Origin of the sequence: Bradyrhizobium sp. (assembly GCF_049519115.1) — a bacterium.
In the GTDB taxonomy this organism is placed as follows: domain Bacteria; phylum Pseudomonadota; class Alphaproteobacteria; order Rhizobiales; family Xanthobacteraceae; genus Bradyrhizobium.
Map to the genome: position 1 here is coordinate 1 of NZ_JBEKRB010000074.1, position 19,457 is coordinate 19,457.

Sequence of the window (19,457 nt, forward strand, 5' to 3'; positions counted from 1 at the left end):
TCGCTGTTCTTCTGGATCGAACTGACCAGCAAGAAGCCGCTGTTGAATCTGCGTCTGCTCGCCCGCCGCAATTTCGGTTTCGGTGTCCTCGCCAACTTCCTGATGGGCATCGCTTTGTACGGATCGGTTTTCATCCTGCCGCAATACCTGACGCGCATCCAGGGTTACAATTCCGAGCAGATAGGCTTGGTCCTGGCTTGGACCGGCCTGCCGCAACTGGTGCTGATCCCGCTGGTGCCGCGGCTGATGAAGCGCTTCGACGTGCGGTTGATCATCGGCGTAGGCTTCGCGCTCTTCGCCGCCAGCAACTTCATGAACATCTACATGACGGCCGATTACGCCGCCGACCAGTTGTTCTGGCCAAATGTCGTGCGCGCCATCGGACAGGCGCTCGCCTTTGCCCCGCTCTCCGCGGTCGCCACTTCGGGTATCGAGGCCGAGAATGCGAGTTCGGCGTCCGGGCTCTTCAACATGTTGCGCAATCTCGGCGGCGCGATCGGCATCGCCTTGCTGCAAACGGTTCTAACCAAGCGCGAGCAATATCACTCCAACGTGCTGACGCCATCGGTTTCCCTATTCGAACAGGCGACCCGCACCCGGATCGATCAACTCACGCAGTATTTCATGAACCACGGCGTCATCGATCGGGCTGACGCGGCGCATCGTGCCTATGTCGCGATCGGCAATATCGTGCAGAAGCAGGCATTCATCCTGGCCTTCAGCGACACGTTCTATCTCTTGGGAATAGCTTTGGTCATTGCGTTGATTGCGGCTCTTCTGCTCAGGAAACCTGGCCACCTCGAAAGTGGCGGCGCGCACTAGCTACGGTGCTTTTCGAGCGAAGTGGTTACGGTCATTCGTTCCCATAGACGCCGTCCTTTTTGATATTCGTAGCCGCCGGCTAGAGTTCGATTTCAGCCGTACCGTTCGGCTCCCCATTCGCACCACTGCAGATGAACCGGGAGTGGAACGTAGAAGTCGTCGACGACCAAAGGCGGCAAGCCGTCCGAGAAATGCACGGATTTCTCCTGCTTCGCGATTAGGCCTCGCTCCAGGAGCCGTTGAATCGTTCGTGCAGAGCACTTCGGCTTGAGGTTTATCGCGATCGCTTCGAAGGCGTTCCTCTCGGCTCGACTCAGACCGTGACATGGGTGCTGGATCGTCATTGCTCTGTTCCCCGCTCAAGCCGTCAGAAGGGTCGCAAGGTGCTTCCCCGAAAAGTGCTCCGGGGCCATTTATGCGCATGTGAGGTGTTCGCTTGGAAGCGAAACGAGATCTAGTCAAAATGACTAAAAGTGGAAAACTCGGTCTCGCTTTCTCTTCAAGTGTTTGACTGAAGCGAGTTGCCATCATTGGCGTAGCGTTTCTAGAGATCGATCAGGCCTCCGTCGACGAACAGCTCGGCGCCAGTCGTGTAGGTGGCGTCGGCAGCCAGGTATAAGGCCGCAGCGGCGACCTCGGCGGGAGTGCCAGTGCGGCCGAGTGGAATGCGGGTCTTGGCGCCTTCGATAAAGTTATCTTTCTGAACCGCCGTGAGACCGCCCTTGTCGAGAATTGGAGTGACGATCGGGCCGGGGCTGATGGTGTTGACCCGGATTCCGCGCGGCGTCAACTCCTTGGCGATGGTGCGGCCGAACGAGCGTACCGCCGCCTTGGTCGAACCATAGACCGTGCTGCCGCCCAGGCCGCCGTTCGCGCCCGCCACCGAGGCTGTCAGTATGATCGCTCCGCCGTCGGGAATGACCGGGATAGCGTGCTTGATCAGGAAGAATGCGCCCTTGACGTTGATATCGAACTGGTTGTCGTAAAAGGCTTCGTCGATCTGAGCGATCGGCGCGAACTTGGCGATGCCGGCGTTGACGAACAGAACGTCGATGCGACCGTGCTTGGCTTTGACCTGATCGACCAACACCTTGGTAGCGGCCACGTTGCCGGCGTCCGAAACCAAAACCTCGATACCGGGCAACGCTGATTTGGCAGCTTCCACCGAGCGCTCGCTAGAGCCGGTAACGACCACCGTTGCGCCTTCGGATTGAAAGAGTTTGGCGGTCTCGGCACCGATACCGGAGGTGCCTCCGCTGATGAGAGCGATCTTTCCGTCGAGTTTGGCCATGAAAGTCTTCCCTGACTTGAGTGCGTCACCGTGGCCGAGATATGGTGTCGCGCGTGCCTTCGGCAATGCTGTCGAAAGCGAGTGGTGTCCTCAAAAGTCGAACGGCCTATGATGACTTGAATGCCCTCCTGCGTGGAAGGCGGCGGCATCGTCCGCCGGGAGCCCGATCTCGCGGGCGTCGAAGTGGCCCGATTTCATTGACAAAGAGGCGCGATTGGATTTCAGACCCCAGTTTACTTCGGACGAGCCGCAGCGCTGGGCCGCCGTCCCCTTCGGGCTTCTATATGGAGCATTGGCGGCGCTTGGTTGGGGCGTCGGATTGGCGGCAGCGCATCATGGCTTCTCCGTCGGCTTCGAGCCGTTCGACTTGCTGTTCATCAGGTATGCCGTCGCCACTCCGATCCTACTCGTTCTCTATCGCGCGACCAAGCGATCCGGGCGCATAGCCAAGACGAAAGGCATCGTCGCCATGACGCTGGCATTGGTCGGCGGCCCCTTGCTCGCCATTTGCGTGGTCACCGGCGGCCGTAAAGCACCTTTCTCCAGCGGAATCCTGATCGAAGTCGCCGCGCTGACCGTCTGCAGTATCGTACTCGCCAGGCTCGTGCTTTCCGAGAGACTCGGCTTGTGGCGGACCATCGCGATGCTGGCTTTGAGCGCGCGCCTCGCCGTGCTGGCGTTCACGTCTCTGGCCGACGGTTCGCCCGAAGTGGGCGTAGGCATCGCGCTGTTCGCCGCGGGCGGACTTGCGGCGGCGACCTTCGCTGCTCTTTCGTGCAGGTGGCACGTCGATCCGATCACAGCCATGACGATCGTCTCTTCCGCCTCGCTGGCGACTTTCGGACCCTACTACGTTTTCGTCGGCGGGCTTAGCCGCTTGAGCGCCATCCCTTGGACGCTCCTTCTGGAGCAAATGGTCTGCCAAGGCTTGATCGCGGGTTTGTTTTCGTGGATCGGCTTCCTCTACGCGGCCAGGATCCTCGGACTTGTAACGGCGTCCTTCATGCCCGCCGTGACACCCGCGGTGGCGGCGCTCATCACGATGTTGATCAGCCGCGAAAGTCCGACGATGCTTCAGTGGGGACTCATCGCTTTCGGGACGCTCGCGGCGGGCCTGCTCATAGCCAACTTGCACGCCAAGACCGCAGTCTCCGCTCAGAACAGCTGAGAGGAAGCTCTTCAGCTTGGGAGTTGGCGCGGACCGCGGGCTCGGGCGAAGCTCCGGGATGGCGATCCTATGCAGAAAGCCGTTTTCCGCGTCGCGTCGACTGCGGCACGGAAGGATTCGAGACCGCGGATTTCGAGCACGAGCGCGCTTCTCCAGGATCTGCGGCAGGCGTTCGCCGCTCTGTATCAAGCCTGGAGTCTGTAGTCGACCGGACATCCGGCGCGAGGGGACATCTCCTTCCTTTCACGTCTGATTTTTCGTTTTTTCACACAATTCAACGCGCGAGGTCGCCGGGCATCGGGCATGCTGGTTGCCTCTTTCGAAGCCGACATCATGCGGAAATCCTCCAACCAAGATGCATCTAGCAGTTTTGCTTCGGCGGAGGTCGGCTTGGAGGGAATTCGCACCGTTCAGAAAAATCTGCGGACACGCAGAGGCAGAGCCGGTGGAATTCGAAAAGTTTCAACGATGCGAGCGGTTCATCATGACGGATATTTCCCGCAGGAACATGATCAAGGTCACCGGGGCGGTCGGGGTGACGATGCTGCCGATTGTGAAAGAATCGGCGGCAGCTGAGCACGGGTACAATCAACCGCAGCCTGAAACTGCACGTGCCGCAGCGAGTGCGAGCTCCGCGGAAGCTCCTGCTACCCCGTCGCAGCAAGCGACCTATCTGTTCTTCAACAGCGAAGAGGCTGCCTTCGTCGAAGCGGCGGTGGCGCGCCTGATTCCGAAGGACGATCGGTGGGGCGGCGCCCTTGAGGCCGGTGCATCCCATTATATGGACAAGCAGTTGGCCGGCGCCTGGGGCGCTGGCGAGCGGCTGTATCGCAGCGGGCCATGGCAGGCGGGAGTTCCGGGCCAAGGCTATCAACTTCCATACACGCCGGCTGAACTCTTCCGCACAGCGCTGGGTGCGATCAACAAGTCGTTGGCACAGACGCCATTCGCGCAAATGAGCGTCCAACAGCAGGACGACTATCTCGCCAACCTTGAGAAGGGCGGAACGGATCTTGGCGGCGTCCCGTCGGATATTTTATTTGCCCATCTCTGGCAGTGCACGCTCGAGGGCTTCTTTAGCGATCCTGTCTACGGCGGCAACCGCGACATGATCGCTTGGCGCATGATCGGTTTCCCCGGCGCTTACGCATCCTATTACGATCTCGTCGACCAGCACGGCATCAAGATCGATCGGGCGCCGATGAGCCTTGCCCAGGACGTGCACGGGCACATGCACATGGATCCGGGTATCCCGGCGCGCTCGCCATAACCAGATGGGGACGAAGTAATGGCAGAACGTCTCAAGCCGGTTGACGCGGTTACGATCGGCGTCGGCCTGACCGGCTCGCTCGCAGCGCTCGAGTTGACGCAAGCAGGACTTAAAGTGGTCGGACTCGAGCGCGGCGCGCCGCGCTTCACGGTGCCGGATTTCCAATCACCCGCCATCCACGACGAGCTGCGGTTTTCGATCCGCAAGGCGATGATGCAGGACAACACGAAGGTCGCGGTCACCTTTCGCAACAGCTCCGATCAGACGGCGCTGCCGATCCGGCGCTGGGAAAGCTTCCTGCCGGGTCAGGGTCTTGGCGGATCGTTCGTGCATTGGAACGGCCAAAGCTTCCGCGCGCAGGTGGCCGACTTCATTTATCGCACCCACCACCTTCAACGCTACGGCAAGAAATTCCTCGACGCCTGCGGACCGGAGTTGACCATCCAGGATTGGGGTGTCACCTACGACGAACTCGAGCCGCATTTCGATCGCTTCGAGTATCTGCTCGGGGTGAGCGGGAAGGCCGGCAACATCAAGGGCCAGATCCAGCCTGGCGGCAATCCGTTCGATGCTCCGCGTGCACGTGAATATCCGAACCCGCCGTTGAAGGAGACCTATTTCGGCGCCATCTTCCGCAAGGGCGCGGAAAGCCTCGGCTATCATCCTTATCCGCAGCCCTCAGCAAACCTCAGCCGGCCTTACACCAATCCGCTCGGGCTGAAGCTGCAGGCTTGCGTCTTTTGCGGCTTTTGCGAGCGCTATGCCTGCGAGCACTACGCTAAGGCGAGCCCGCAGACGACCATCCTGCCGGTCTTGCTCAAGAATCCGAACTACGAGCTGCGGACCAATTGCGAGGTGCTTCGTATAAACCTCGACAGCACGGGCAAGAAAGCCACTGGTGTGACCTATGTCGACGGTGCCGGCCGGGAATTCGAGCAGCCTGCCGAAATTGTGTTCGTTACGGCCTTTCCTCTGAACAACGTTCGTACGCTGCTCCTCTCGGGGATTGGCAAGCCCTATGACGCGCGGACCGGCGAGGGCGTGGTCGGACGTAACTACAGCTACCAGACCACCGGCGGGGCAACCGTCTTTCTGGACGAAAGCATCAACGTCAATGCGTTCATGTCGTCGGGCGCCCCCGGAACCATGATCGACGATTTCGGTGGCGACAATTTCGATCATTCAAATCTGGACTTCATCGGCGGTCAGTATGTCGGCTCGATCATGACCGGTGCGCGGCCGATCGAGTTTCATCCGACGCCGCCCGGCACCCCGAAATGGGGACTGGAGTGGAAGCGCGCCGTCGCGCAGCACTACAACCACACGATTCTGATCCAGCAACATGGCACGTCGCAACCAAGCCGGCTCAACTATCTCGACCTCGATCCTACCTACAAGGACGCATGGGGTCAGCGGCTGCTGCGGATGACGTTCGACTTCCCCGAAAACGACGTCCGCATGTCGCAGTACATCGCGGACAAGGTGGTCGAGATCGGTGGCGCGATGGGTGGCAAGATCGTGGTGCGCGGCGGCACGAAGCGGCCCTACAGCTCGACGTTCTATCAAAGCACGCACAACGCGGGTGGCGCCGTCATGGGCGACGATCCTAAGACCAGCGTCGTCAATCGATACCAGCAATGCTGGGACGTGCCAAACGTGTTCAGTCTTGGCGCCTCATCGTTCCCGCAGAACATCACCTACAACTACTCTGTCACAATCGGCGCTATCACGCTGTTTGCGCTCGACACGATCAAGAACAAGTATCTCAAGTCGCCAGGCCCGTTGGTGCCAATATGATGATCAACCGGTTTTTTTCTGCATCCGCGGCGATTGCGATTGTTGGTGTCGGCTTGGCGAGCGGCGCAGCCGCGCAGGCGCAAGCAAATCCGCCGGCGCCCAATCCTCAGCGTGGCGCTGAGATCGCGGCGCAGGGAACACCGGCCGGCGCGCCTGGTTGCGCGCAGTGCCACGCTTTCAACGGTGCGTCAGATGGGACCGGTGCGTTCCCACGCGTTGCCGGACAGTCCGCGTATTATCTGGCAAAGCAGCTCCGCGACTTCGCCTCTGGCGTCCGCGACAATGCCGTCATGTCGCCGGTCGCCAAAGCGATGACGCCGGCGGACATTGCCGATGTGGCGGCGTACTATGCCGGCGTCCAGGCTCCATTCCTGCCGCTGCCGAAGCCCGATATCGCGTTGGTCAAGCAGGGCGAGCAGATTGCTGCCGTGGGGAATGAGGGCAGGAGCGTCCAGGCCTGCAACAATTGTCATGGTCCGGGCGGCGCCGGCGAGCCGCCGGCGATCCCCTATCTGGCTGGGCAATATGCTCCCTACATCGCGCTTGAGTTGCGGATGTGGCAGCGCGGCTTCCGCAGGAGCAGTGCCAACGAGATGGCATTCGTGTCCAAACAGATAACGGACCAAGAGATGGCGGCGGTCGCCGCGTATTATCAGCAGATCCGCGCAAGCGGCGAACTCGCCAATTCGCAATAGGAGCCCTCATGTCGATGGATCCCAACCAATCGCATGCATCCTCGGCGGCGTCGCCGGAACACGTGGCCGCGCCGATTGATGCTGAGAGCGCGGCCGCGTTGCTGAAAGACGGGCCGCGCGGCGCCTACTTCCTTGCCGGTGTTTCGGTGGGCCTGCTCTTCGTCGGTTGGCTGCTCTTCTATTTCCTCCTGTTCATGCCGCGAGGAAACATTGGCTAATGATTCCACCAGTCCGCTGAGGCGGCCGCTCCCCGACGGGATCATCCCGGAGGAGGAGATCACCCGCACGGAAAACCGCTGGGCCGCCATGGTGCTCGGAATGTTGGCATTGATGATGGCCGTCATCGTAGTGACAGGTGTCACCCACGCGCTGCACCCGCCGAGCAATGTGGAGACGATTGATCCTATCACGTTGCATCTCAATGGCGAGTTCGTCGAAAGCAATCTCGGCACGGCGGCCGAGCCCGACGGTTCTGTCACCGTCAGAGTGATCGCGGAGCAATATGCCTTCGTGCCTAATTGCGCGCGGGTACCTTCCGACACGCCGGTGAAATTCCGCCTCACCAGCACGGATGTTATCCACGGCTTCCTGCTGCCCGCGACCAACGTCAATACGATGGTGGTGCCGGGCTTCGTCGCGGAGGTCCGCACCAGCTTCAGGCGGCCTGGCGTCTACAACATGCCCTGTCATGAGTTCTGTGGCAGCGGCCATCACGACATGTGGGCACAGGTCATGGTCGTTCCGAAGGAGCAGTTCCCGCAGCTCGCCGCCAATGAAAGGACAAGCTGTGCACAATAGCAGCCGTCTTGCATTCTATCATTGCTGGGTTGCCTTTGCCGTCTTCTTGCCAGCGATCGCGTTGGGAGCTTGGCAGATGCTGATGCGTAGCCCGCTGCCGGCGCCGCTTGACGATCCAAACGCATACTACACGTCTGTCACGCTGCACGGCACCGCAATGGCTTATGTGATCACCACATTCTTCGCGATGGGATTCGGCTATGCGGTCGCTGCGACCAGCCTCGGCCGTCCTCTGCGCGGCGTCGCTGCCGCCTGGATCGGTTTTGTGATCTGCCTGATCGGTAGCGTGATGGCGGTTGCAGTCATTGTCTCCGGTCGCGCGTCGGTGCTTTACACCTTCTATCCGCCGTTACTGGCGAGCGCCTGGTACTACTTTGGTGTCCTGCTGCTGATCGGCGGCTCGATGATCTGGGTCATGCTGATGGTCTACAACATGGTGGCATGGAAGCGCGACAATCCGGGTCAGCCGGTGCCGCTCGCCATGTTCGCGATCACGGCCACAGCGTTGCTGTGGGCGTGGGCGGCAAGCGGTGTCACTATTGAGCTGCTCGGAGTCTTGCTGCCGCGCGCGCTCGGCCTGACCACACAGATCGATGCCGGTTTGGGTCGCACCTTGTTTTCGGTGACGCTGCACGCCATCGTCTATTTCTGGCTGATGCCGGCCTATATCGCCTTCTACACGCTGGTGCCGCAAGCGGCTGGCGGACGCCTTTATAGCGACACCATGGGCCGGCTCACCTTCATCATGTTTCTGGTGTTCTCGCTTCCGGTCGGAATGCACCACCTTTTCGCTGATCCGGAACACGGCGCCGGGCTGAAATTCGTCCAGTCGTTCCTGACTTTCTTCATCGCTTTGCCGACGCTGCTGACGGTATTCTCGATCTGCGCCAGCCTGGAAATCGCCGGGCGGGCGCGTGGTGGCAAGGGCCTCCTAGGTTGGATCCCGGTGCTACCGTGGAAGGAGCCGATGGTGCTGGCAGTCGGGCTGTCGCTGGTGATGCTCGGCCTCGGTGGCTTCGGCGGGCTCATCAACATGAGCTACGCCATGAACTCTATGATTCACAACACGTCCTGGGTCACGGCGCATTTCCATCTGATCTTCGGGGGCGCCGTGGTGATTATGTATTTCGCGGTGGCCTACGAGATGTGGCCGCGCATCACCAGCAGGCCGCTGCGGTCCAAGGCGCTGGCGCGCTGGCAGCTCTGGCTGTGGTTCTGGGGCATGATCATCGCCACCATCCCGTGGCACATCACCGGGCTGATGGGACAGCCGCGGCGCGTCGCCGTATTCGACTACAGCGATCCGTTCGTTGCTCCGATGGGTCCCCTGGTCATCATATCGGTCGTCGGCGGCGCGATCCTGCTTTTATCCGCAATCCTGCTGATCGTCGTTCTCGTCCGCTCGCAGCTCGGCGAGAGGCATCTCGAGGCACCGCTTCGCTATGCGCTTGCGGTGAACCCGCCCAAAGTCCTTCCGCCGTCCCTAAATGGCTTCGCACTCTGGAACACGATCGTTATGGTGCTGATGCTATTTGCCTACGGCTATCCGATCGGACAGTTCTTCGTCCTTAAATCTTCGGTGCCCGCCTACGAGGTGACGCGCTCCTCAACGATTGCCGCAGGTGTGCGATGATGGCGCGTGATCAAGGCATTTTCAGCATTGACAATCCCTGGCCGAAGATCGGCTGGGGGATGGCCGTTGGCGTTCTGGTCGTTGCTGCCGTGCTCGGCTTTGGTGTGCTCGGCCGGTATCAGCAGAACGACTCCAATCTCGATCTCTGGAACGCAATTTGCCGGGGTCTTGGCGTTACCTCCGACAACGGACCCGAGGCGGAGACACAGCCGGCCTTGCACACCACGACGCGGATCGCCTGGACCAGGGGCACGCTCGACCAGGTTGCCGCAGGCAAACGCGAGCATGGCGCTTTCATCGCGCTGAACTGTTCGGCCTGTCATGGGCAGGGCGGGGTAAGCACCTCGACACTCATTCCGACGCTCGCCGGCATGGATGCAGCGGTGGTCTACAAGCAGCTCGACGACTACCGTTCCGGCAAGCGCCTGTGGGGCGTCATGGGCGCCATGGCGAAGGCCTTGTCCCCACAAGACTCGGCCGACGTCGCCGCTTATTTTGCCGACCAGCTGGACGGCCTGCCCGAGATCGGCAGCAACCGCCTGCCTGAGTCGGGCCGCAGCCTGCGGGAGGCGGACCCGGCGCGGCGCCTGGTATATGCCGGCGATCCGCAGCGCGGCATCCCACCGTGCTCGGCATGCCACGGGCCTGGAGGCTACAAGATTGGGGCTCCCGCACTACAAGGCCAGCAGGCAGCCTATATTGAGCGGCAGCTTGCGTCCTTTGCGCAGGGTATGCGCGAGAATGATATCTTCGAACAGATGCGCGTGATTGCAAAGCAACTCACGCCGGACGAGATGCGCGCGGTTGCTGCCTTCTACGGCGGGCGCGCGCCGAAAGCGGAAAGCATGGCCGTGCGGTAGCACGAAACCGACTGTTATTTTCAGAAATCAGTGCGGAAAGGATCGACCTCATGCGGCGCATATCAATCGGACTCGCGGTCGTTCTCGTATTGTTTGGGCTGTCGGCACAAGCCATGGCGCAACTCAAGGAAAAGAAAGTACTCACCCTGGCGGCCGCAGAAAAGATGATTGCCGCCGCGAAAGCCGAAGCGGAACGCAACCACATTGCCGGGGTCATCGCTGTAGTTGACGACGGTGGCTGGCTTATCCTCTTGTTGCGCATGGATGACGCTGCATTCGTTGCGAGCGTAGAGCTTGCACCAGGAAAAGCTCGGACCGCCGCGCTGTTCAAGAAACCGAGTCAGGCTCTTGAGGAGTCGATCAATCGCGGTCGCGTCGCGGCGGTGACGGCGCATGATTTCATCGAAATGCAAGGCGGTCTTCCGATCGTAGTTGATGGTCAGGTGATCGGCGGCATCGGCGCAAGCTTTGCCACACCTGAGGACGATGTGAAGATTGCGCGCGCCGGCCTCGCAGCACTGACCGAATAGGGCAGGGGTGTCATGATTGCTGAGTTGGTCTCCAACCCAACCGCCAACATTCCATCTCTGTACACCTTACCTTGCCATTACCGACCACTTGAGCTTCCGCGCGGCTGCGGCCCACCTCGGGTGACCTCATCGGCGCTCAATCATTCGATACGGCAGTCGAGGAGCGGCTCGGCTGAGACTCCTGCACCGGACGACGCGCAGCGTGTCACTTACGGATCCGGAGTTTGCCTGCTGTAACGTTTGCAGCCGGGGATGGAGCCGAAGTTGTTTCGATGCGGCTGCGCAAATTACGCGTCTGTTTTGGCTGCACCGGCCAGGTGCTCGACCAATCGGCGTGTATGTGCTGGCAGCGCCTCCTTGCGCCGTACACAAACGATCAATTGCCGCACAGCCCATGTATCCGTTAGTCGAAGCGTACTGAGTGCCATGGTTCGCCGACAACGCGCAGCGGCCGTTTCCGGTACGATGGCGATGCCCACACGAGACGCAACCATGCGACAAACGGCATCCAGACCTCGTAGCCGAATTCGCGGTTTTAAAGATCGGCCAAGACGCGTCGACTGCCATGCGAGATGCTCGGCAAGCGCACTGCCGGCCGCGAGGCCGACGAGCTCCTCATCGAGCAGATCAACGAATGCTACGTTGCGCCGCTTCGCCAACGCATGACCGCGCGGCACGATGACGACGAGCCTGTCGATGCGGAAGGGGAAGGTCTCCAGTCCCTCGGCACCAGCCGAGTCGGCGGGCACCAGCACGCCGATGTCGGCGTGGCCCTGCGCTACGGCCGGAGCTATCTCGTAACTGAGGCGCTCCTCCAGTGCGATGTCGACGCCGGGATTGGTCGCAAGCCAGCCGGCTAGAACCTCCGGTAAGTATTCTTCCAGCGCGGTGGTATTTGATATCAACCTGATGTGTCCCCGTACCCCTCCGCGCGCATGCTCGCGCAGATCGCCGCGTAGCCGCTCCATTTGCGCCAAAACGAGCTGAGAGTGGTGAAACAACGCATGACCGGCGGGCGTCGGGCGCACGCCTCGACGATGTCGCTCCAGCAAAGCCGTTCCGAGCATCTCCTCCATCCCTTTCATGCGTGCGCTTGCCGACGGAAGAGAGATGCCTGTCCGTGAAGCGCCAGCGGAAATGCTGCCCTCCTCCACTACGGCGGCGAACAGGCGTAAATCGGTAAGATCAAAATGCACGGCGCAAGTCCTCGACGAGTTACGATTCTGCCTATGGCGCAGACAAAGGCAGGGTTATGAAAATCCCTCATTGCGCCTTTTCGGACCAACAGACAACTCTGTCCCTATGTCAAATCCAGCTTCTGCCGGTATGTCGAACCCAATCGGAGGTAACAAAAATGCACAGCTTAACTCAGGAACGTCGGAGGAAGTTTTATGGTTGGGGCTACGAGGGTGATGAGGTCTCGCCGCAGGAGATCGCCGAATTTGAGAAGGCCTGGACGCGCCTCTTGGGCGTAAGTGACTTCACCGCCGTTCCGTTTCCACGTGAAGATTCGATTCATCTTCGCCCTTGCAGAGTTAAGGTGCCGGCTTCGCTTGAAGCCATCTGCACAACTGACAACTACGACCGGCTTTATCACACCTACGGCGCGTCCACTGTCGACGTCGCTTACTCGGTACGCGGTGAATTCAGGAATCCCCCCGACGCAGTCGCTTATCCGCGGACCGAAGACGATATCGTCAAGCTGTTCCGTTGGTGCGAAGACGACAGCCTGGCTGCCATACCGTATGGCGGCGGTACGAGCGTCGTCGGAGGAGTGAATCCTCCCGAGCACGATCGTTATCGGGGTGCCATCTCGATCGACATGAAATACTTCAACAAGGTTTTGGAAATCGACCACGTTTCGCAGGCCGCGCGCATTCAGGCCGGAGTGCTCGGTCCGCACCTTGAGCAGCAACTCAAGCCCAGCGGACTGACTTTGCGGTTTTTCCTCCAGGCGTGGGAGTTCTCTTCGCTTGGTGGCTGGATTGCGACACGTGCGGCAGGTCATTTCGCGACCGTCTATACCCAGATCGACGATCACATCGAGAGCATGAAGGTTGTCACGCCGGCGGGGAATATCGAGTCGCGCCGCTTTCCCGTCTCAGGTTCAGGGCCGAATCCAGATCGTCTCTTCCTCGGATCCGAAGGGACGCTCGGAATCATTACCGAAGCGTGGGTGAGACTTCATCGCCGACCGAAATATCGACAGATGACGAGCGTTCGGTTCACGGACTACGACAAGGCGGTGGAAGCAACGCGCTGCATCTCCCAGTCCGGGCTGTACCCTGCCAGTGCTCGTCTCGTTGAGCGGGAAGAGGCTGCCTACACGGGCTCGAGCGACGGAACATACGACATCCTGGTCCTCGGATTCGAATCCCCAGACCATCCGGTCGACGCCTGGATGAAGCGCGCATTGGAGATCTGCGGGGACTTCGGTGGAACGTGGGATGAGGCAAGTCTAAGCGGTGACGCCGATGCGGACTCCGGAGCGAAGAGCTGGCGTGAGAAATTCCTGCGCGGTCCGTATCTGCGCGAATACGCGATCGCGCGCGGCGTTATGCGTGAGACGATGGAAACCGCGATCACATGGGAGCGCTTCGCGAAGCTCCGCGAGCACGTGAAGTCGGAGACGCATCGTGCGATCCGCGAAGTGACAGGTCGGCCCGGTTCAGTAACGTGCAGATTCACGCACATTTATCCCGACGGTCCAGCGCCCTACTTCACCTGGTTCGCATATGGCGACAAATTGCGCATTCCTGAGCAGTATATGGCGATCAAGAAGGTCGCAGAGCAGGCGATGGTCGACGCTGGCGGCACGGTTACGCATCACCACGCGCTCGGAAGAGATCACCGCCCTTGGTACGACAAAGAACGTCCGGAGCTATTCTGCTCGGCGCTGAAGGCCACAAAGAACATCTTCGATCCCCGTGCGATCCTCAATCCCGGAGTGCTTTTCGATCCGTCATAACGACGGTCGGCGGGAGACGTCGAAGTGCGTATCTCGCCCGCCCGGCCCGCAGACCCGACATCTTCGTGTGCCTCGTCGCGCCGCGTTTAAACGAAGGCCCACGCAACAATAAGGACATCCGATGACACGCAAGTTCAATGTATTGATTCTGGGAGCCTCCTACGGATCGCTGCTCGCGACCAAGCTTGTGATGGCCGGACACCACGTAACTCTCGTATGCCTGCCGCACGAAGCCGATCTGATCAACAGAGAAGGAACCACGGTTCGCTTCCCCCTGCGTGGCAGGGTAGGCCTGCTCGAAGTGAGATCTCGCGATCTCAGCGGCAGCATCGACGCCGAAACTCCGTCGAATGTCGATCTGAACAAATTCGATCTCGTGGTCCTTGCGATGCAGGAGCCTCAATATGCATCCGAGGCCGTCCGCCATCTGATGTCGTCCGTCGCACGCAGCAAGCTTCCGACGATGTCGATCATGAACATGCCGCCGATGACGTTTCTGCGCAGAATGCCTGGCCTCAACGTTGACGCACTGTACGACTGCTACGCCGCGGCGGAAGTGTGGGACAGCTTCGATCCCGAGGTAATGACGCTGTGCAGCCCGGATCCTCAGGCTTTCCGGCCGCCCGAAGAGGCGCTCAACCTGCTTCAGGTAACGCTTCCGACCAATTTCAAGGCGGCCGCCTTCTCGAACGATAGCGATACGACCATGCTCCGGTCGCTCGAGGCCGACATCGAGGCCGTGCGCTATCCGAGCGCGGAAGGTCCGACCGAGGTTCCGGTGAAGTTGAAAGTTTATGAGTCCCTTTTCGTACCCACGGCCAAGTGGGCGATGCTTCTCACAGGAAACTACCGTTGCGTGCAGAAGGACGGCGCGCGCTCGATCCGTGAAGCCGTGCATTCGGACATCGATGAGTCTAGAGCCGTCTACGGTTGGGTAGAAGAAGTATGCGTCAGACTCGGCGCCGCGCCGGCTGACTTGGTGCCCTTTGAAAAATACGCCGCCGCCGCATCGGGACTGACCAAGCCTTCGTCCGCCGCTCGAGCCTTGTTCGCCGGTGCCCCGAACATCGAACGCGTGGACCGCCTAGTCCACAAGATCGCCGCGCAATTCGGCATGGCGAATCCGGTGCTCGACGCGACTGTTTCCGCTGTAGATCAGCGGCTGAAGCTTAATCGCGCCTCGCGGCCATCAGAACCGAAGACGACGGCTTAAGGATATTGGAGATTGGGGAAGTCCGAACACCGCTCAGTGTCAGTTCGAGATCACCTGAAAAAGAAGAGGACCAAGATGACTAAATCACTCGAAGGCATAAAAATCCTAGACTTTACGCACGTCCAGGCCGGACCGGTTTGTACCCAGCTTCTCGCATGGTTCGGCGCCGACGTGATCAAGATCGAACGTCCGGAGACCGGCGACGTCACGCGCTCCCAGCTGCGCGACATTCCGAATGTTGACAGCCTGTACTTCACAATGATGAACGGCAACAAGCGTTCGATCACGCTGGACATCAAGAATCCGCACGGTCATCAAGTGCTCGAGGAACTCATCAAAATCTGCGACGTCCTCGTCGAGAATTTCGCCCCCGGCGTGCTGGACCGAATGGGATTCAATTGGGAGAAGATCCTCGCGATCAACCCCAAGATCATCGTCGCCTCGGTAAAAGGCTTCGGACCCGGCCCGTTCGAAGACTGCAAGGTCTACGAAAATGTCGCCCAATGTACGGGTGGCGCAGCCTCCACGACGGGTTTTCGCGACGGAATACCGCTGGTTACGGGCGCGGGGATCGGAGATTCGGGCACGGGCGTTCATCTTGCGCTGGGCATCGTCGCGGCGCTCTATCAGCGCACCCATTCCGGGAAGGGGCAGCGTGTACTGGCGTCGATGCAGGACGCGGTTCTCAATCTCTGCCGAGTGAAGATGCGGGATCAGCAGCGGCTTGGCCGCGGACCGCTCACCGAATACAGCCAATTCGGCGAAGGAATCCCGTTCCTCGACGCAGTCCCGAGGTCAGCCAATGACTCCGGAGGAGCACAGCCTGGCAAGGTACTGAAATGCAAGGGATGGGAGACCGATCCGAACGCGTACATCTACTTCATCACGCAAGCGCGGGTATGGGATAAAATCTGCAAGGTCATCGGCAGAGAAGACTGGATTTCCGACCCCGACTACGCGAAACCCTCGAAGAGACTCACCCATCTTCACGAAATCTTCGACACAATCGAAGCTTGGACGGTCGGTTATACCAAGTTCGAATTGATGGACCTCTTGAACAGGGAGGACATTCCGTGCGGCCCCATCCTCTCGATGAAAGACCTTATCGAGGACGACGCGCTCTATGCCACCGGCACTCTCGTGAAGGTAGACCATCCGGAACGCGGAGAATACGTCACGATCGGCCAGCCGGTGAAGCTCTCGGACAACGAAGTGAAGGTCGTACGCTCGCCGCTTCTGGGTGAGCACACCGACGAAATTCTGACCGACGTACTGGGATTCGACGCTCGACGCGTCGCGCACCTCAAGGCGTCCGGAGCGACGGGCCCCAGAATCTTGCAGGTCGCGTGAGCGAATAGGAGTCAGTTATGGCGATCAATGCGAGGATTCAGGAAGGTCGTTCACGCCGCGGTAAGGAAAGGTTCCGCTCTGCGGGTATCAAGCAATGCCACAACATCGAAGATTTCCGCTCGATGGCACGGCGGAGACTGCCAGGTCCCATCTTTCACTACATCGATGGTGCGGCGGATGATGAGGTCACGTATCGGAGAAACACTGAAGCCTACGAGCGGTGCGACCTGTTGCCCAACGTTCTCGCGGGCGTCGAGGGTATCGACATGTCGACAACCGTCATGGGGCAGAAGCTGGACATGCCCCTGTTCTGCTCTCCGACGGCGCTTCAGCGGCTATTCCATCAAGACGGCGAAAGGGCGGTTGCCAAAGCTGCCGAAAAGTTCGGCACCATGTTCGGGATTTCGTCTCTGGGAACGATTAGCATCGAAGAAATCGGCGCCACCATCAGCACACCGAAGCTCTTCCAATTGTACTTCCACAAAGACAGGGGTCTAACCAACGGCATGATCGAGCGATGCATCGCCGCAAAGTTCGACGTGTTGGCGTTGACCGTTGATACGATCACGGGTGGGAACCGGGAACGCGATTTGTACACCGGTTTCACTTCGCCGCCACGCTTCACAATCGATAGCCTCGTCAGCTTCGTCACGCATCCAAGGTGGGCGGCCAACTATTTCACGCACAAGAGATTTGAGCTGCCCCAACTGAAGGACTACGTGAAAGAGGGCTCGAACATTTCTGTTTCTGTCGGGGACTATTTCAGCACGATGCTGGACCAATCGATGAGCTGGCAAGACGCAGCGGACGTCCGCAAGAAATGGGGCAAGCAGTTTTGTCTCAAGGGAATCATGAGCGTTGCCGACGCAAAACGCGCCGTGGACATCGGTGCGACCGGGATCATGGTGTCCAATCATGGCGGGCGTCAGCTCGACGGGTCGAGGAGCCCATTTGACCAGCTCGCCGAGATTGTCGACGCTGTTGGCGACAGGATCGATGTGATCTGCGACGGCGGCATCACCCGTGGTACTCATGTGCTGAAGGCCCTTTCCCTTGGCGCAAAAGCCTGTTCGGGAGGGAGGCTTTACCTATACGCCTTGGCGGCCGCTGGTCAGGCTGGCGTTGAAAGGGCACTCGGAAATCTCCATGCCGAGATCGAACGCGATATGAAGCTGATGGGCTGCCGGACCGTCGACCAGCTGAGCCGTGACAATCTGAGGTTCAGATGAGCAAACAGCGAAGCTCTCCGGAATGGCGATCCCAAGCCTGGATTCTCTAGTCGACCGGACATCCGGCGCGAGGGGGGCATCCCCTTCCTTTCACGTCTAATTTTTCGTTTTTTCACACAATTCAACGCGCGAAGCCGCTGGGCATCGGGCATGCTGGCTTACGAAGCCGACATCATGCGGAAATTCTCCAACCGATCGGTCTGAATCTCCTTTTGCATCCGATGTGTTGTTCGAGACGCGTGCGTCGACAGCACGACTAAATACGATCTCGGAATGTTGAACTTAACTAGGAGCCGAAATTACACGAGGCCGAAGTCGGATTTATTCAATGCCTCCCGGGCGAGAGGGCGGACGTCATGCAAGAGCCACAAGGACATATCGAGCCGGCAGAAAGCGGTGCGGCTTACCGAGGCTCACGGATACTGAAGCGCCCCAATACTTGGAGTACGACGGTCAAGGCGGACCCGCACAAGCATTCCGAGTTTGAGTCGGTTTTGCTCGCTATAGCAGGACACGACCTTCGGCAGCCACTTCAAGTCATCCGAAACGCTCACGAGTTTCTCGGTCGCGGCGTTCGAACGACATCTGAGCTGCACCTGCTTCGAATCGTTCAGAGCGCCGTCGATCGATTGAACGGTCAACTTGATGAATTGGTCGCCGCCCTTCGGCTCAAGAGGCAGGCTCAGGGGGTGACATTAAGGCCGGTGCGGGTAGGGCCACTATTGCAACGAACTGCCCAAGAGAACCAAACCACAGCTCTAGCCAAGGGCGTACGGGTCCGTACGGTCCCGACCAGCGCCACGATCGAGAGCGACGCGCTGCTTCTCGGCGCCGTTCTGCGCAACTTGGTCAGCAACGCCGTCAAATACACAAAGCCTGGTGGCAGCGTTCTCCTAGGGTGTCGTCAGACCGGCCGAAGCACCCGTATTGACGTGTATGACACAGGGAGCGGTATTACCCAGGACCAGATGGCTCGAATATTCGAGGCCTTCACCCGCCTTGATCCCACGTGCGACGATGGCCTTGGCATTGGCCTCTTCATCGTCCGCCAGGCGATCGGAATTCTGGGACACCGCATCGACGTCGCTTCCACTCCCCTTCGTGGGTCCCGCTTTTCCATTTTCGCGAGCGGAGCCGGTGAGACTGGATCGGATCATCAACTCGCGAAACGAACTCGTCCGTCGCCGGCGAAGCCCGTTTCCGCTCGGCTAAACCAAGATATCGATCACGTCGGAGAGTAGGAATGTCCGAGCATCAAACAGCCGTCTCTCGTCGCGACGTGATACGCGGTGGCGCTATGGTCGCGGCGGGCGTGGCGATCGTTGCGCCGACGGATGCCGGAGACGCCTCCGAGTCCCTTTCGAAGTGGTTCGAAACGCTCGCCACTGTGCATATCGAGATCAATGGTGTCGATCACCGGCTCGAGTTGCAGCCTCGCGTCACGCTGCTCGACACGCTGCGCGAGCGGCTGAACCTCACGGGAACCAAGAAGGGCTGCAACCGCGGCGAATGCGGTGCCTGCACGGTGCTGCTGGACGGCCGGCGGGTGAACGCCTGCCTCGTGCTGGCCGTGGCGGCGGACGGGCGTAAGGTCACGACGATCGAAGGACTCGCCGATGGCCCGCACCTTCATCCCGTTCAGCAGGCGTTCATCGATCACGACGCCTTCCAGTGCGGGTTTTGTACCTGCGGGCAGATCATGTCGGCGGTCGGCTGCATCGCCGAGGGCCACACGGGCTCGAACGCGGAAATCCGTGAGTGGATGAGCGGCAATATCTGTCGTTGCTCCGCCTATCCTCAGATTGCCGCCGCCGTCGAAGCAGCCGCCAGGGA

The 19,457-nt window shown here is 60.0% G+C and carries 18 protein-coding genes; 16 read left to right on the top strand and 2 right to left on the bottom strand.

Annotated features, from left to right (window positions below; genetic code table 11):
* Positions 1 to 822: MFS transporter (locus ABSE61_RS32110; RefSeq protein ID WP_423875191.1), on the top strand; the 822-nt coding region annotated here is incomplete at its 5' end.
* Between the two features lie 544 nt (positions 823 to 1,366).
* On the opposite strand, the gene ABSE61_RS32115 is transcribed toward ABSE61_RS32110, so the two are convergent.
* Complete coding sequence (locus ABSE61_RS32115; protein WP_423875192.1) at positions 1,367 to 2,113, bottom strand: SDR family oxidoreductase; 747 nt, start codon at positions 2,111 to 2,113, stop codon at positions 1,367 to 1,369.
* Between the two features lie 214 nt (positions 2,114 to 2,327).
* On the opposite strand from ABSE61_RS32115, the gene ABSE61_RS32120 reads away from it, so the two are divergent.
* From ABSE61_RS32120 to ABSE61_RS32160, 9 genes are all read left to right on the top strand, one after another.
* A complete protein-coding gene (locus tag ABSE61_RS32120; protein ID WP_423875193.1) occupies positions 2,328 to 3,281 on the top strand; it encodes an EamA family transporter in 954 nt (317 codons plus the stop codon).
* A 484-nt stretch (positions 3,282 to 3,765) separates the two neighbouring features.
* Positions 3,766 to 4,551: a gluconate 2-dehydrogenase subunit 3 family protein gene (locus ABSE61_RS32125; protein WP_423875194.1), complete on the top strand. Its 786-nt coding sequence runs from the start codon at positions 3,766 to 3,768 to the stop codon at positions 4,549 to 4,551.
* A gap of 18 nt (positions 4,552 to 4,569) precedes the next feature.
* On the top strand, positions 4,570 to 6,348 hold the full coding sequence (locus tag ABSE61_RS32130; RefSeq protein WP_423875195.1) for a GMC family oxidoreductase: 1,779 nt from the start codon (positions 4,570 to 4,572) through the stop codon (positions 6,346 to 6,348).
* On the top strand, positions 6,345 to 7,043 hold the full coding sequence (locus tag ABSE61_RS32135) for a c-type cytochrome (RefSeq protein ID WP_423875196.1): 699 nt from the start codon (positions 6,345 to 6,347) through the stop codon (positions 7,041 to 7,043). The genes ABSE61_RS32130 and ABSE61_RS32135 overlap by 4 nt, the downstream gene beginning before the upstream one ends.
* 8 nt (positions 7,044 to 7,051) lie before the next feature.
* Positions 7,052 to 7,261, top strand: a complete 210-nt coding sequence (locus ABSE61_RS32140; RefSeq protein WP_423875197.1) for a hypothetical protein — start codon at positions 7,052 to 7,054, stop codon at positions 7,259 to 7,261.
* Positions 7,254 to 7,841, top strand: a complete 588-nt coding sequence (locus tag ABSE61_RS32145) for a cupredoxin domain-containing protein (RefSeq protein WP_423875198.1) — start codon at positions 7,254 to 7,256, stop codon at positions 7,839 to 7,841. The genes ABSE61_RS32140 and ABSE61_RS32145 overlap by 8 nt, the downstream gene beginning before the upstream one ends.
* Complete coding sequence (locus ABSE61_RS32150) at positions 7,816 to 9,474, top strand: cbb3-type cytochrome c oxidase subunit I (protein WP_423875199.1); 1,659 nt, start codon at positions 7,816 to 7,818, stop codon at positions 9,472 to 9,474. Before ABSE61_RS32145 ends, ABSE61_RS32150 begins: the two co-directional genes overlap by 26 nt.
* Positions 9,471 to 10,334, top strand: a complete 864-nt coding sequence (locus tag ABSE61_RS32155) for a c-type cytochrome (protein WP_423875200.1) — start codon at positions 9,471 to 9,473, stop codon at positions 10,332 to 10,334. Before ABSE61_RS32150 ends, ABSE61_RS32155 begins: the two co-directional genes overlap by 4 nt.
* Positions 10,335 to 10,447: 113 nt before the next feature.
* Entirely contained in the window at positions 10,448 to 10,864 is a 417-nt protein-coding gene (locus tag ABSE61_RS32160) for a GlcG/HbpS family heme-binding protein (RefSeq protein WP_423875201.1), read from the top strand.
* A gap of 287 nt (positions 10,865 to 11,151) precedes the next feature.
* Here ABSE61_RS32160 and ABSE61_RS32165 read toward each other — a convergent pair whose 3' ends face one another.
* The gene (locus ABSE61_RS32165; RefSeq protein ID WP_423875202.1) at positions 11,152 to 12,060 is read right to left on the bottom strand and encodes a LysR family transcriptional regulator; all 909 of its coding nucleotides are present in this window, start codon (positions 12,058 to 12,060) and stop codon (positions 11,152 to 11,154) included.
* A gap of 158 nt (positions 12,061 to 12,218) precedes the next feature.
* On the opposite strand from ABSE61_RS32165, the gene ABSE61_RS32170 reads away from it, so the two are divergent.
* The 6 genes from ABSE61_RS32170 to ABSE61_RS32195 all read left to right on the top strand — a co-directional run.
* Positions 12,219 to 13,832, top strand: coding sequence for an FAD-binding oxidoreductase (locus ABSE61_RS32170; protein WP_423875203.1), 1,614 nt, complete (start codon positions 12,219 to 12,221; stop codon positions 13,830 to 13,832).
* A 121-nt stretch (positions 13,833 to 13,953) separates the two neighbouring features.
* Complete coding sequence (locus ABSE61_RS32175) at positions 13,954 to 15,045, top strand: ketopantoate reductase family protein (RefSeq protein WP_423875204.1); 1,092 nt, start codon at positions 13,954 to 13,956, stop codon at positions 15,043 to 15,045.
* 75 nt (positions 15,046 to 15,120) lie between these two features.
* Positions 15,121 to 16,395 (top strand): formyl-CoA transferase, encoded by a 1,275-nt coding sequence (gene frc / locus ABSE61_RS32180; protein WP_423875205.1) that lies wholly within the window; start codon positions 15,121 to 15,123, stop codon positions 16,393 to 16,395.
* Between the two features lie 122 nt (positions 16,396 to 16,517).
* Positions 16,518 to 17,624, top strand: a complete 1,107-nt coding sequence (locus tag ABSE61_RS32185) for an alpha-hydroxy acid oxidase (RefSeq protein WP_423875208.1) — start codon at positions 16,518 to 16,520, stop codon at positions 17,622 to 17,624.
* Positions 17,625 to 17,980: 356 nt separating this feature from the next.
* Positions 17,981 to 18,865, top strand: a complete 885-nt coding sequence (locus ABSE61_RS32190; protein ID WP_423875206.1) for a sensor histidine kinase — start codon at positions 17,981 to 17,983, stop codon at positions 18,863 to 18,865.
* Positions 18,866 to 18,921: 56 nt separating this feature from the next.
* On the top strand, positions 18,922 to 19,457 hold a 536-nt coding region (locus ABSE61_RS32195), incomplete at its 3' end, for a (2Fe-2S)-binding protein (RefSeq protein ID WP_423875207.1).